Genomic DNA, 13823 nt, shown 5'->3' with positions numbered 1-13823 from the left:
TATGAAAGATTTACAAAAAAATGTCACTGCTGTTTATGAGATTTTGTCGGATGTCTATCCCGTTTCTCCCTGGTCTGAAAAGCAGATTTTATCGGACATGCAGCAGGAAAATGTTGATTACTTTTTTATTGAAAAAAATGGTGAAATCGCTGGATTTTTAGCGATTCAGCAGCTGGCAGGGGAATTAGAAATCACAAATATTGCTATTAAAAAAGCTTATCAAAGACACGGTCTTGGAAGTCAATTGCTAGCCAATCTAGACCAGATGGACTATCCCATTTTCTTAGAGGTTAGGGCATCGAATGCTTCAGCTCAAGCCTTATACAAGAAGTTTGGCTTTGACATTATCGGCAAGCGCAAGCAATATTATCATGAACCTGTAGAAGATGCGATTATTATGAAGCGCGAAGGTAAATAAGAGGAAAAAATTAGATGAAAGATAGATATATTCTGGCCGTGGAGAGTTCTTGTGACGAGACAAGTATCGCGGTCTTAAAAAATGAAAGTGAGATTTTAAGTAACGTTATTGCAAGCCAAATCGAAAGTCATAAACGTTTTGGTGGTGTTGTACCAGAAGTTGCGAGTCGTCACCATGTGGAAGTTATTACAACTTGTTTTAAGGATGCCTTAGCTGCCGCAGAGATTGAGGTCAGTGACCTTGATGCTGTTGCTGTGACTTACGGACCTGGTTTAGTTGGTGCAATTTTGGTCGGAATGGCGGCTGCGAAGGCGTTTGCTTGGGCTAATAATTTGCCACTTATTCCAGTTAACCATATGTCAGGGCATTTGATGGCTGCGCGTGAGGTGCAAGAACTTCAATACCCATTGATGGCTCTGTTAGTTTCTGGTGGTCACACAGAACTTGTTTATGTGTCTGAACCTGGTAACTATAAAATTGTCGGTGAAACACGTGACGATGCCGTTGGTGAAGCTTATGATAAAGTGGGGCGTGTTATGGGACTTACATATCCTGCAGGACGTGAAATTGACCAGTTAGCCCACAAAGGAAAAGATATTTACGATTTTCCACGTGCTATGATTAAAGAAGATAATCTAGAATTTTCATTCTCAGGTTTGAAATCTGCCTTTATCAATTTGCATCACAATGCCGCTCAAAAAGGTGAAACATTGTCAAACGAAGACTTGTCAGCTTCATTCCAAGCAGCCGTTTTAGATGTTTTGATGGCTAAAACTAAAAAAGCTTTGGAAAAATTTCCAGTAAAAACATTAGTTGTTGCTGGTGGTGTTGCTGCAAACCAAGGCTTGCGTGAACGCTTAGCCGATGAAATCACAGAAGCAGAAGTCGTTATTCCACCACTTCGTCTATGTGGTGACAATGCTGGAATGGTTTCACTTGCCGCAGCTATCGAATACGATAAAGGTCACTTTGCAGGTCTTGATTTAAATGCAAAACCAAGCTTGGCTTTTGATACTTTGGATTAAAATACATAAGAGAACTCCTGAACGGTGCTGTCAGGAGTTTTTTATCTTGATTAAAACTTTTTTCTTTCTAAATTGATTACCAGCTGGCTTTTGTGATGCCTGGGATTTTTCCTTCGTGCGCAAGATTGCGGAAATTGATTCGGCTCATACCAAATTTTCGCATATAAGCATGTGGGCGTCCATCAATGCGGTCACGATTTTTCAGACGATTTGGATTTGAATCGCGTGGTAGTTTGCGAAGGGCTTCATAGTCACCTTTAGCCTTAAGTTCTCGACGCAAGTCAGCATATTGTTCGATGAGTTTTAATTGTTTGTTGTATCTAGCGATTTTAGATTTTTTTGCCATGACAACCTCCTTTTTAGTTAACTGGTTAACAATGTTTATCATAACATTTTAGCAGAGATTATCAAGTAAAAATCTTAACTAGTTAAATATTATTTTAAAAAAAGAAACCCATTTTTGGATTTCTTTTGTGAATTAATAGTGTAAACTTCCAGCAACCCAGCCTGTGCAGAGTGCTACTGTAATGTTGAAGCCACCTGTGTGGGCGTTAATATCCAGCACTTCACCAGCAAAGTGGAGCCCAGGAACTTGTTTACTTTCAAGGGTTTTAGGGTTGATTTCTTTCAAGTCAACGCCGCCTTTTGTGACAAAAGATTTTGCTAGTGACATTTTGCCAGTGACTTTAATTGGCATTGCTTTGAGGTTATCCACAAGCTCTTTTTCTTCTTGTGGAGTCAGCTGTTTGACTTTTTCGGGAAATGGCTGAGCTAAAAAGCTAGCTAGTCGTTCTGGGACAAGTCCCTTGAGAGCATTTTTGAGTGATTTTTCGCGGTGCTCTTTTAAGAAAATAGTCACATCGTTTGTGGATATTTTGGGGATAAAATCAAGTGTGATGGTTTCACCGCCCTTGATAAAACTAGACATACGAAGCGCAGCAGGCCCAGACAAACCAAAATGGGTAAAGAGCAAATCATGTGTGATATGGTGTTTTCCATAAGATAGAGTCACGTCGTCAAGAGAAATTCCCTGAAGTTCCTTGTGTGGAAAATCTGTTAATAACGGACTTTCTGCAGCCTCAAGCTCAGTCAGTTTTAATTTGAAGTGGCGAGCAATTTCATACCCAAAACCTGTTGAACCTGTGGAAGGGTAGGCTTTACCACCTGTTGTTACGATGAGCTTTTCAGAGGTAAATTCCTCTGTGGCTGATTTGATGTGGAAAAGATTGTCGATTTTTTTCACAGAAACGACTTCAGTATTTGTCAAAACAGTGCCACCAAGTTCTTGAATTTTGTGAGCAAGGGCATCGATGATTGTTCTTGATTTATCAGTTTTAGGAAAGACACGACCATGGTCTTCAACTTTTAGAGCAACGCCATTTTCTTCAAAGAAATTAATGATGTCATGATTGTCAAATTGAGAAAAAACACTGTATAAAAAGCGACCATTTCCAGGAATACCTTCCATGAGATCATCAATGGTACCGTTATTTGTGACGTTGCAACGTCCACCTCCGGTTCCGGCTAATTTTTTTCCGAGTCTTTTATTTTTCTCGATAAGTAGAGTTTTATTTCCATAGTAGCTACTAGAAATAGCTGCCATCATTCCGGCGGGACCACCGCCGATGATAATAGTATCGTATTGTTTCATACTAAATATTGTAGCATAAAATATTCAAGTCCCGTAATGAAATGACCAAGTTTACAAAAAATGACAGAAAGTTGACACGATTTAAAAAAAGCCTATCATTTCAAGCTTGAAGCAGTCAAGAAACCGACTTTAAATTGACAATCAAGGGCTCATGTGTTATTCTTGTCATAAGTATTTCAATGTAAAGAGGATATTATGGCAATCGAGAAAACAGTTAGTGAAATTGCTGAGATTCTAGGAGTTAGCCGTCAAGCGGTTAACAATCGTGTTAAGAATCTCCCAGAAGAAGATGTTGATAAAAATGAAAAAGGGGTTACGGTTGTTAATCGTAGCGGACTTATCAAGCTAGAAGAAATCTACAAAAAAACAATCTTTGAAGATGAACCAATTGATGAAGAAACAAAACAACGTGAGCTTTTAGAGATTTTAGTTGACGAGAAAAATACAGAAATTACTCGTTTGTATGAACAACTAAAAGCTAAAGATAAACAATTGGCTTCAAAAGATGAACAACTTCGTGTTAAAGATGTTCAAATCGGTGAGAAAGATAAACAGTTGGATCAACAACAACAGTTGACACTTGCCGCAATGGAAGATAGTAAACGTCTTCAACTTGAACTAAACGAAGCTAAAGCTGAATTTGAAGAAATTCAAACAAAAACTGAAGAAGAAACTCAAGAACAAGAAGAAGTAGAAGAAACTAAGAAAAAAGGTTTGTTCTCACGCCTTTTTGGTAAAAAATAAGGAAGTTGGTGGCTGGGACGAAAGTTCCAGCTTATTTTGTAAAAGCAAACTAGTTATGTGATTAAGGAGGAATTATGGAAAAGCTATCTGAGTACATTGCTTTTGACTTGGAATTCAACACAGTTGCTGAAGTTAGTCATATTATCCAAGTGTCAGCAGTAAAATTTAAAGATGGTGAAGAGATTGACAGCTTTGACACTTATGTTTACACTGATGTGCCTTTACAATCTTTTATTAATGGTTTGACAGGAATCACGTCTGAAAAAATTGCTAAGGCGCCAAAATTAGATAAAGTCTTGGCTAATTTTAAAGATTTTGTTGGCAAAACAGCTCTCGTTGGCTACAATGCCTTGAAATCAGACCTTCCTTTGTTAGCTGAAAATAATTTAGATTTGACAGAGCTTTACAAGGTTGATCTTTATGATGAAGCTTATGAACGTCGTAGCTCAGATTTAAATGGTATTGCTAATCTTAAATTAACAAGTGTTGCAGACTTTTTGGGGATTTCTGGTCACGGTCATAATTCACTAGAAGATGCTCGTATGACAGCTCTTGTTTATGAAAAATTTATGGAATTTGATGAGAATAAATCTTATTTAAATCAGCAAGAAGAAGAGCATGGTGATAATCCATTTGCTGCTTTGGGTGGCTTTTTTGGCTAAGGCTCTGCTATTTTTCAAAAAAATCATCTAAGGTAACCTCTTGCTTATGACCTTGGGGCATGTCCTATAATGAGGGCAGAAAGGAGGTGAAGGAAATGTCTCAGACTTATACAACTGGTGATTTGGCTAAGCTAGCAGGTGTTTCTGTTCGCACAGTTCAGTACTATGATAAACGAGGCATTTTAGTGCCATCTCAGTTATCAGAAGGTGGTCGTCGTATTTATAGCGAATCTGATTTGGAGAAATTACGCTTGATTTGTTTTTTGCGTGATCTTGACTTTTCAATAGAGCAGATTAAACGCTTGTATGCTGAAGAAAATGCAAAGCAGGTTTTAGAATTGCTTTTGGTCGAGCATATCAAAGCTATCAAGCAGCAGCTTGCAGAGAAAAAAGCTAAACTTGACACAGCTGTAAATCTTCTTGACAGGGTTAAAACTGATTCAAGTCAGTCACTAGAATTTTTATCAGACATTTCTCTTACCATGAAAAATCAAAAATCATTGAAAAAAGTTCATTGGAAGATGTTTTTCATCTTTTTGCCCTTGTTTCTTGTTCAAGTTGGTAGTTTAGTCTGGGCAATAGTGGCTTGGAATATTTGGATTTATGTGATTGCTGAAATCATCCTAGCTCCCTTCGCTGTTTGGTTTACGAAGAATTATGCTCAAAATGTTGCTTATATCTGCCCAAATTGTCATCATGTGTTCCAACCAAATTTTAAAACATTTTTCTTTGCGCCCCATACGCCAAAAATACGAAAATTAACTTGTCCACATTGTCATGAAAAATCATATTGTATTGAAACAGCAAAAGAAGTGTAAAAAAAGCTCGAACCAATTGGTTCGAGTTTTTTGTTTTAAAATTAGAATGGCAATTTTCCTGCAAATGCGCCAAGAGTTTTTTTGGTTGCAGCATCAACTTGAGCAAGAGCATCGTTGATAGCTTGAGTTGTCATATCTTGAAGTGTTTCGATATCATCTGGGTCAACGATAGCATCTTTGAATGAGATATTTACCAATTTTTTGTCACCTGTGAATTCAGCAACGACAAGTTCTTGAGCTGATTTTCCAGTGAAAGTTGTGCTAGCAAGCTCAGCTTGTTTTTTCTCCATTTGTTTTTGAAGTTTTTGAGCTTGACGCATCATGTTTTGCATGTTCATCATAATTAACGAGATTCCTTTCAGAGCAAGGGTTTAATCCTTTATTAATTTGGAAATTTATCTTGGAAAAGATATTAATATTATAGCATCTTTCCTACAGAACTTAAAGTTTGGAGTTTGGCATGTCCTTATTGCTTTTGGGATGGTAACTTTGGGAATTCTCTTTTTGGCAGTTATGTTAATTATGGGGGTTCTTTATAGCTACTTTGCTCAGGTACAAAAAGAGCAACTTCGTGCGGAGACTTCTTTGGTTGCTCAAGGGGTAAACCTTGAGGGAAAGAGCTACTTTGATTACCTTAAGGTATCCGGAGTTTGAATGACTTGGATTGACCACGAAGGAAATGTCCTCTATGATAATCAGTATGATGCTAAGAAAATGGATAACCATGCCAATCGGAAAGAATTTAAGGAAGCCTTGACTGATGGAAAAGGAGAAAGCACGCGCTATTCATCAACCTTAACAACTAAGTCTCTATATCTAGCGCAGCGTCTAGATAATGGGACGGTTATCCGATTATCAGTGACACAGCACAGCTTGTTGTTACTATACATTCGAATGTTTCAGCCATTTGCGCTAATTATCATATTAGCTATTACATTATCCATTTGGGTCGCGCGATATACTGCTAAACGTATTGTGGCGCCTTTAAATGATTTAGATTTGGATCAGCCACTGAAAAATGAAGCTTATGATGAAATTTCTCCTTTGCTAAGACGGATTGATCATCACCAAAAGGCATTGAGTAAACAAGAAGCTTTGTTAAACCAGAAAAAAGAAGAATTTGATACCATTATTTCAAAAATTAAAGAAGGTATTATTTTATTGGATGCTAAGTGTCAGGTAATTAGTATCAATGATGCTGCGCAACAACTTTTTCAGACAGATCAAACGTGTCTTGGAAAAAACATCTTAAAACTCACGATGGATTTTTCGTTTAATAAATGGTTAAAATCAGGTCTAGATGGTCAAAAGCAAGAAAGAATTATCCATTTTGATAAGGAAAGCTATAAAGTTCTGATTCGTCCGATTTTATTTGAAGGCAACGTGACAGGATTAGTTATTCTTTTGTTTGATGTGACAGAACAACTGCAAAATGAACAGTTGCGTCATGAATTTACAGCTAATGTCTCACATGAATTAAAAACACCTTTACATGTAATCTCAGGATATTCAGAGATGCTTGCAAGTGGAATGGTTTCAAGTGAGGATACTCCTCATTTTGCTGGTAAAATTTACAAAGAGTCTAAGCGTATGGTTCAGTTAGTAGAAGATATTATCAAATTGTCACATCTGGATGAGATAGATCAAGTACCTATGGAAACATTGGATGTTTACGCAATTGCTAAAAATGTTCTTGATAGTTTATCTACTAAAGCTAGTCAGAGACAGATTCGTCTACACTTAACAGGTCAGTCAACCATGATGTTTGGAGATCCTGCTTTGATTCATTCGATTTTGTACAATATTTGTGATAATGCTATTACTTATAATCGTGATAAGGGAAGCGTTGAAGTAACAATCACATCGAACAAAAAAGATGTTTTCTTAGCTATTAAGGATACTGGTCTTGGTATTCCAAAAGAAGAGCAGAACCGTATTTTTGAAAGATTTTATCGTGTTGATAAAAGCCGCTCTAAAAAAGTTGGCGGAACAGGTCTTGGCTTGTCAATTGTCAAACATGCTTTGAAACTTCATAACGCTACTATTCAAGTCCAAAGTCAGGAAAATATTGGGACACAGATGTTACTAACGTTTCATAAATAAAAAAGATTGAACCTTTGGTTCAATCTTTTTTGATAGTTATTTTTCTACGGGCATTTCAAGACTTGAGTTTTCCAAATCAACTGTCAAAATGTAATTTCCGTTATCACGGATAGTGTGCTCGAAGTCTGTTGTGTAGAGAAGGACTCGCAAGTTATCACCTTTTTTGAGTTTGTAGATGCTTGGTTGAAGGGTAAAATCAAGAGTCATCCACTCATTTGGTTTGATATCTTCGACAGTCAGCAAATCACTTCGATTTTGCAGATTGAGAACACCTTTTGTGATGACACGTTCTTGTGTTTTGACAAATGGCAATTCTTTAAGTGCTTCGCGTGAAAAGTTGCGCCCGTTGTCGATAGCATGAAGGTTTCGGTTGGTTGGCACATCTTTGAAACGTTTTTTCTGACCGTAATCAAGCACTTGTGCAGATAAGAGCCCTTTATTTTCACTTGATTTCAGTGTTAAATGTAGGGTTATTTGTCCGTTGATGTGATAGTCTTTGTGGAGTGGAATATCAACGCAGATACTGTTTGCCTTTCCAGCAAATAAATCTGTCTTGAAAGTATGGAAGTTTTTACTGTAACGTTCGAAGTCATCTTTGCCATAGTGGTTATCAATGATTTGTTGGTTAGTGCCAAGAGATAATGTTTCTTTGTCATCGCTGCCAAATTTTGTTAATTGACTTGACCAAGTTTGTTCTTGACTATTATCTTGCCAAATAAGTGTTGGTAAGTCATAGTGGCTATCTTGTCCGAGCATTTTTTCAGAAAGTAGTGTATTCATACTTTCGCGGAAATCGATTGATTGCCAGTTATGCATGTAGACATGCTCACCGTTGTGAAGGAAAGCATGTTTTTCGACATTTTGAGGCAGTGCATTGAAAATATTGAAGACGTGGCGAGGTTTAACATTCCAATCTTGAAGACCGTGTGTATAAACGCATGTTGCGGATACCTTATCAGCATGAGGAAGGTAGTTGCGGTCATGCCAAAATTGGTTGTAATCACCAGTTTCTCGGTCTAAGTTAGCTGATTGTTCATCGAGTAATTTTTGGTAATGGTCATTATTATGGAGATAATCGCCAGCTAGTAAGTTTCGTGAGTAAGTCAATTCGGTAAGAACATCAAGGTCTTCACCAGGATAGCCGCCAGGGCTACAGACAAGACCGTTTTCGCGGTAGTAGTCGTACCAAGATGAAATAGCTGATTCAGCGATGATAACTTTGAGTCCTTCGACACCTGTTGTCGCAAGGGCTGTTGACATAGTACCGAGATAAGATTTACCAGTTGTGCAGACTAGCCCACTAGCCCAATCAGCAAGAACTTTTTGGTCACGGCGATGGCTAGAAAAGGCAACAGCTCTGCCATTTAACCAATCGATAACAGCTTTAAAGCTTTCAACTTGAGCGTAGTCACCACTTGTCATAAAGCCATTTGAACCAGCAGTCCCTACTCCTGAAACGTAAATATTTGCAAATCCACGAGCTAGGAAGTAGTCGTTTAATGTGTATGGGTCGATAAAGCTGAAACTTTCTTCAGCTTCACCTACTGGAAGTTCTAATTCAGGTGTTGCAAGTGGTTTGAAATCTCGAGTTTCAACGTCGATTTTACCTGCTTGCTTGATAGCTAAGTCGCCTTCCATTTTGTAAAGTTTTTTATCGTTAGCAACGATATTTGTCCCTTCGTGATAAGGGCTAGCAGTCATCATTGTTGGTACTTTGTGGCTAGTTTTAGGACGAATGATATTAACTTTAACCAAATCTAACTGACCATCATTGTCAGTATCAAGCGGAGCTTGTACATAAACAACTTCACGAATTAAATCATTTGTATTAAAGGTTGCTAAAGATTTACCATTGAAAAAATGATAATCATTATCAACTGGGATAAGTCCTTTACTAATCAAGTTATCAAGCAAAGTCATACCATTTTTTTGACGACTAAGAAGAAGCTGGTAAAGTATCTCGATGATGTGACCTTTTTGGTAATTGATTGGAAATGCAATTTTTTCTAAAAAGTCGGTTGTATCTGTAAAATCAACATGTGGTGTGAATCCAAGCAATTGAAGAGCAACAGTATAAAAAATATCTGCCGTTAAAGGATAATCAGATTGCAAGAATGTTAGTAAATCAGTTTCAAAATCAGCAATAAGGTTGCCAAGTGGATAGTCCGTATCTTTATAATTAAAGAAAATCTTACGGCAGAAGTGCTCTAATGTCTCTTTATCAGATTGACGTTTGTTAAGCTCAAATCCAAGAGCTTGTAATTCTTGTTCACAAGTATCGGCAGGCCGTGGTATGTAAGAGAATTGGTTATATTTCATGAAAATTTCTCCTTCTAAAAGTAAACGTTTTAATTTTACAGATAACCTTTACATTGTCTATTATACTTGATAAAATGTTAGTTGTCTAAGCTATATTTTTTTTGGAGGAAACAAAAAGACATGGACTTTTCATGGACTGTGAAATACATCACAGAATTTATCGGGACAGCTTTACTCATCATTCTTGGTAATGGTGCAGTTGCTAATGTGGAACTTAAGGGGACAAAAGGGAATCACTCTGGGTGGGTTATCATTGCACTTGGGTATGGTTTTGGTGTTATGATTCCTGCACTCATGTTTGGTAACGTTTCAGGTAACCACATTAATCCAGCCTTCACACTTGCACTTGCAGTTTCAGGTTTATTTGACTGGTCACACGTTCCACAGTACATCACTGCACAATTACTTGGTGCAATGTTTGGTCAATTGCTTATCGTTATGACACACAAGCCATACTACCTTAAAACTGAAAATCCAAATGCTATCCTTGGTTCATTCTCAACTATCTCAGCTGTTGACGATGGTACAAAAGAAAGCCACAAAGCTGCTTGGATTAACGGTTTCTTGAATGAGTTCTTAGGTTCATTCGTTCTTTTCTTTGGGGCTATGGCACTTACTAAGAACTACTTTGGTTCTGAAATTGTTCAATACGCTACAGAACAAGGCATTGATGGCACGACTATTCAAGGTAAATTGCAACTGGGATCTTTCACTAACTCAGGTTTATCAGTAGCTCACCTTGCTTTAGGTTTCTTGGTAATGACACTCGTAGCTTCACTCGGTGGTCCTACAGGTCCTGGTCTTAACCCTGCACGTGATCTTGGTCCACGTATCGTCCATGCGTTGCTTCCAAAATCAATTCTTGGTGAACACAAAGGCGATTCTAAATGGTGGTATTCATGGGTACCAGTTGTAGCTCCAATCCTTGCTGGTATTGCTGCAGTTGCCTTGTTTAAACTATTGTATCTATAAGATAATAAAACAGAAAAAAGAACCTTCGGGTTCTTTTTTGTTTTGTCGTGAAAAGCATAATTTCTTGTCAAACTGACTAATTTTTTCTAAAATAGAAAAGACACGGTCCTTATTTTTTATAAGAACTTACTCGTATAATCTATAAATACATAACACTGTGAGGAGATTTTTATGACTTTATTTAACGGAGTCACGTTTAGGCACCCTGTTTTACGAATCAACAATCGAGATCAAAACGTTGATTTCTACCAACGATTAGGTTTTAAATTAGTTCACGAAGAAAATGCAATCGCCGTTTTTTCAACAAAACAACGAAATGCACGTTTTGTTATTGAAGAATCACCAGCACCATGGACTCGTGCTGTTAAAGGCGATAAAAAAATTAATAAAATTATTGTTAAAATTCCTAAAGCTGATGAAATCGAAGCAATTTTAGGTAACGGTGTTGACGTAGAACGTCTATTTAAAGGTGACCGTGGTTATGCTTTTGAGACAGTTTCTCCAGAAGGTGATCTTTTCCTGTTACACTCAGAAGATGACATTCAAACTCTTGAAGAAATTGACAATCGACCTTTTCCTGAAAATGATAAATTAGAAGAAGTTTCAGCCTTCCGTTTTGAAGGATTGACGCTAAATGTTGCTGATAAAGCAAGCTCACAAGCTTTCTATAAAGATATCTTTGGTGGTAACTTGCCATTAAATCTTAAGTTCAAAGAAGGTAACGGTTCAGATTTGACGATTGACCCACTTAAAACTTGGGATTTGGAAATTCTTGAATTTAAAGTTCCTAAAGAATATGACTTGAGAGCTTTGGCAGATTATTTGGAATCTAAAGAGCAATCCATTTATTTGGATAAAAAAGAGAGTGTTCTTGTTCTTTCAGATCCTAGTCAAGTTGAAATTTGGTTTATCAAATGATCGATTTAATTGATGTTGTGAATGATCAGATTGATCGTAATATTTATCATGGAGCTTCTATAGCTCTTTTTAAAGGCGGTAAATGGTCAGAATCCTATGTTGGAACAATTGATGGTGACAATCCTGTCCAGCCTGGGATGCTTTATGATTTGGCGTCGGTATCTAAGGTTGTTGGAGTGGGCACTGTAGTCATCTCGCTTGTTCGTGAGGGTAAGTTGGATATTGATATGCCTTTTAAGCACTACTATCCTGAATTTCATGAGAATAAGCTTACGCTTCGTCAGCTCTTAACGCATAGCAGTGGTATTAATCCTTTTATTCCAAATCGAGATTCTCTTAATGCTGAGCAGCTTAAAGATGCAATCAATCATATCACGGTAGAAGATAAAAAAGATTTTCTTTATACTGACATTAATTTCTTACTGCTAGGCTTTATGCTGGAAAAAATCTTCGATAAATCTTTACAAGCTATTTTTCAAGAAGAGGTCTTTAATCCTTTTGCTATGTCAGACACCAGTTTTGGACCTGTAAAAAACGCTGTGCCGACCGTTGCAGGAATTTTAGATGGTGTTGTCCATGATCCAAAAGCAAAAGTTCTTGGTTGCCATTCTGGCTCGGCAGGGTTATTTTCAACTGTAAGTGATTTGGAAAAAATGTGTCAGCATTATCTGACTGATGACTTTGCACGTGATATTTGGCAAAATTATAGCCGTGCTAATAAAGAGCGTTCACTTGCTTGGAATAAAGAAGGTGATTGGCTTGATCACACTGGTTATACTGGAACTTATGTTGCGATAAATCGCAAAGAACAAAAGGCAGCTATTTTCTTGACGAATCGCACCTATGCTTATGATGATCGTCCCCTTTGGATTGAGGAGCGAAAGAAAATTTCTGATTGGATTCAGGAAAATTTGTAAGATTAATAAAAACATGAAAACGTTTAACTTTTTCTCGGCTTTTTTTGCATGAAAGTGCTATAATGAAGTTAGTCAGAGAAAAGGAGGATAGGCTTATGGCAGATGTACTTACGGTTGTTTTCAATGTTGAAAGTGAAGCGTACCAAGCATTTTCAGAATTAAAAGCTTTTAAGCAAGATCAAAAAACACAGATTGCTCAAATTGCTTTGGTGAAAAACGAAAATGGAAAAATTAGTATCAAAGATTCCGTTGATTTTGATGATTCTAGTCACGAATATGCCACAATTGGTGGTATCATTGGTGGTTTACTCGGTATCTTGAGCGGACCAATCGGAGTTATCATCGGATATGGTATTGGAAGTCTTGCTGGTGCTGCTAGCGGTAGTATGAACGATGCAAATGATGATAGTTTGATTGAAGAAGTCACAACGAAGTTGCTTGACGGTGATGTGGCGGTGATTGCTCTAGTTCATGAAGAAGACGAAAGCGTACTAAACCATGTCTTTGCTCCTTATAAAACTAATATTATGCGTTGGGATGCTGTAGCACTTGCTCGTGAAATTGAGCTTGCAGGTCAGGTTCAAGATGAATTGTTTGATAAGTTTCAAGAAGATGTGAACGAACGTCGTATCAATCACTTTAAAGAACAAGGTAATGATATCGCAGAAGCAATCAAAGAAAAATTCCATCGCCTAAGAGGAAAAGAATAAATAGGAAAAGTAGTCAATCTTTTTAAGCTCTCCACAGTGTCATAAAAAAAAGCTCTCTTGTATAAGAGAGCTTTTAATATCTAAAATTTTAGAGAATTTTTTCCATGCTGATATGCTGAATACCAGCTTCTTCAAATTCATCGCCAAAACATGTAAAACCAAGTTTATCGTAAAAACCTTTGGCAGATAGCTGTGCGTGAAGGATGATACGTTTAAACTCTTGAGCTTTACAAAAGTTAATGACATCTTCTAGCAAGTATTGTCCTAAGTGTTTTCCTTGATAGTCTTTAAGAACAGCCATGCGTTGCAAAGTTACTTGGCTAAGGTCATGATTAGGCAAAATACGGCAAGTTGCGACAGCTTGTCCATTACTATGGTAAAGGACAAAATGAAGGCAGTGAGCTTCGTTTTCGTCGATTTCAAGCGATAATGGGACGCCCTGCCCTTTAACAAAAACTTCTTGACGAATTTTCATGGCATCAAGGTATGTATCTGAGAGTGTATTTCGTGTTTGTTTGATTTTCATAGCTCTATTTTAAGGACAAAAAAAGACTCTGTCAACTGAC

14 protein-coding genes and 1 pseudogene are annotated in these 13823 nt (G+C 37.3%); 10 read left to right on the top strand and 5 right to left on the bottom strand.

What is annotated here, in order from left to right; all coding sequences use genetic code 11:
* Position 1: 1 nt before the first annotated feature.
* On the top strand, positions 2-418 hold the full coding sequence (rimI, locus tag HMPREF0819_RS05645) for a ribosomal protein S18-alanine N-acetyltransferase (RefSeq protein ID WP_004233270.1): 417 nt from the start codon (positions 2-4) through the stop codon (positions 416-418).
* 14 nt (positions 419-432) lie between these two features.
* The gene (gene tsaD / locus HMPREF0819_RS05640; RefSeq protein ID WP_004233268.1) at positions 433-1443 is read left to right on the top strand and encodes a tRNA (adenosine(37)-N6)-threonylcarbamoyltransferase complex transferase subunit TsaD; all 1011 of its coding nucleotides are present in this window, start codon (positions 433-435) and stop codon (positions 1441-1443) included.
* A 76-nt stretch (positions 1444-1519) separates the two neighbouring features.
* Here tsaD and rpsN read toward each other — a convergent pair whose 3' ends face one another.
* Positions 1520-1789 carry a 30S ribosomal protein S14 gene (rpsN, locus tag HMPREF0819_RS05635; protein ID WP_021143151.1) on the bottom strand — a complete coding sequence of 90 codons (270 nt, stop codon included), beginning with the start codon at positions 1787-1789 and terminating at the stop codon, positions 1520-1522.
* 132 nt (positions 1790-1921) lie between these two features.
* A complete protein-coding gene (gene aao, locus HMPREF0819_RS05630) occupies positions 1922-3094 on the bottom strand; it encodes an aminoacetone oxidase (RefSeq protein WP_004233266.1) in 1173 nt (390 codons plus the stop codon).
* A 195-nt stretch (positions 3095-3289) separates the two neighbouring features.
* On the opposite strand from aao, the gene HMPREF0819_RS05625 reads away from it, so the two are divergent.
* The 3 genes from HMPREF0819_RS05625 (at position 3290) to HMPREF0819_RS05615 (ending at position 5318) form a co-directional block, all read left to right on the top strand.
* Positions 3290-3838, top strand: coding sequence for a DUF536 domain-containing protein (locus HMPREF0819_RS05625; protein WP_004233265.1), 549 nt, complete (start codon positions 3290-3292; stop codon positions 3836-3838).
* Between the two features lie 74 nt (positions 3839-3912).
* Entirely contained in the window at positions 3913-4500 is a 588-nt protein-coding gene (locus tag HMPREF0819_RS05620) for a 3'-5' exonuclease (RefSeq protein WP_004233264.1), read from the top strand.
* Between the two features lie 95 nt (positions 4501-4595).
* The gene (locus HMPREF0819_RS05615) at positions 4596-5318 is read left to right on the top strand and encodes a MerR family transcriptional regulator (RefSeq protein ID WP_044023369.1); all 723 of its coding nucleotides are present in this window, start codon (positions 4596-4598) and stop codon (positions 5316-5318) included.
* 41 nt (positions 5319-5359) lie between these two features.
* On the opposite strand, the gene HMPREF0819_RS05610 is transcribed toward HMPREF0819_RS05615, so the two are convergent.
* On the bottom strand, positions 5360-5659 hold the full coding sequence (locus tag HMPREF0819_RS05610) for a YbaB/EbfC family nucleoid-associated protein (protein WP_004233261.1): 300 nt from the start codon (positions 5657-5659) through the stop codon (positions 5360-5362).
* 139 nt (positions 5660-5798) lie between these two features.
* Here HMPREF0819_RS05610 and HMPREF0819_RS05605 point away from each other — a divergent pair.
* Positions 5799-7421: pseudogene (locus HMPREF0819_RS05605) on the top strand (sensor histidine kinase).
* A 36-nt stretch (positions 7422-7457) separates the two neighbouring features.
* On the opposite strand, the gene HMPREF0819_RS05600 reads toward HMPREF0819_RS05605, so the two are convergent.
* Positions 7458-9740 carry a Xaa-Pro dipeptidyl-peptidase gene (locus HMPREF0819_RS05600; protein ID WP_004233258.1) on the bottom strand — a complete coding sequence of 761 codons (2283 nt, stop codon included), beginning with the start codon at positions 9738-9740 and terminating at the stop codon, positions 7458-7460.
* A gap of 120 nt (positions 9741-9860) precedes the next feature.
* On the opposite strand from HMPREF0819_RS05600, the gene gla reads away from it, so the two are divergent.
* From gla to HMPREF0819_RS05580, 4 genes are all read left to right on the top strand, one after another.
* The gene (gene gla / locus HMPREF0819_RS05595) at positions 9861-10712 is read left to right on the top strand and encodes an aquaglyceroporin Gla (protein WP_004233256.1); all 852 of its coding nucleotides are present in this window, start codon (positions 9861-9863) and stop codon (positions 10710-10712) included.
* A 171-nt stretch (positions 10713-10883) separates the two neighbouring features.
* The gene (locus tag HMPREF0819_RS05590; protein ID WP_004233255.1) at positions 10884-11630 is read left to right on the top strand and encodes a CppA family protein; all 747 of its coding nucleotides are present in this window, start codon (positions 10884-10886) and stop codon (positions 11628-11630) included.
* Entirely contained in the window at positions 11627-12547 is a 921-nt protein-coding gene (locus tag HMPREF0819_RS05585) for a serine hydrolase domain-containing protein (protein ID WP_004233253.1), read from the top strand. The genes HMPREF0819_RS05590 and HMPREF0819_RS05585 overlap by 4 nt, the downstream gene beginning before the upstream one ends.
* Positions 12548-12642: 95 nt before the next feature.
* Positions 12643-13257: a DUF1269 domain-containing protein gene (locus HMPREF0819_RS05580; RefSeq protein WP_044023368.1), complete on the top strand. Its 615-nt coding sequence runs from the start codon at positions 12643-12645 to the stop codon at positions 13255-13257.
* Between the two features lie 88 nt (positions 13258-13345).
* On the opposite strand, the gene HMPREF0819_RS05575 is transcribed toward HMPREF0819_RS05580, so the two are convergent.
* A complete protein-coding gene (locus HMPREF0819_RS05575) occupies positions 13346-13783 on the bottom strand; it encodes a GNAT family N-acetyltransferase (RefSeq protein WP_004233247.1) in 438 nt (145 codons plus the stop codon).
* Positions 13784-13823 lie beyond the last annotated feature (40 nt).

The sequence above is a fragment of the Streptococcus equinus ATCC 9812 genome, from assembly GCF_000187265.1.
Classification (GTDB): Bacteria; Bacillota; Bacilli; order Lactobacillales; family Streptococcaceae; genus Streptococcus; species Streptococcus equinus.
This window is presented reverse-complemented; position numbering and strand designations above follow the sequence as displayed.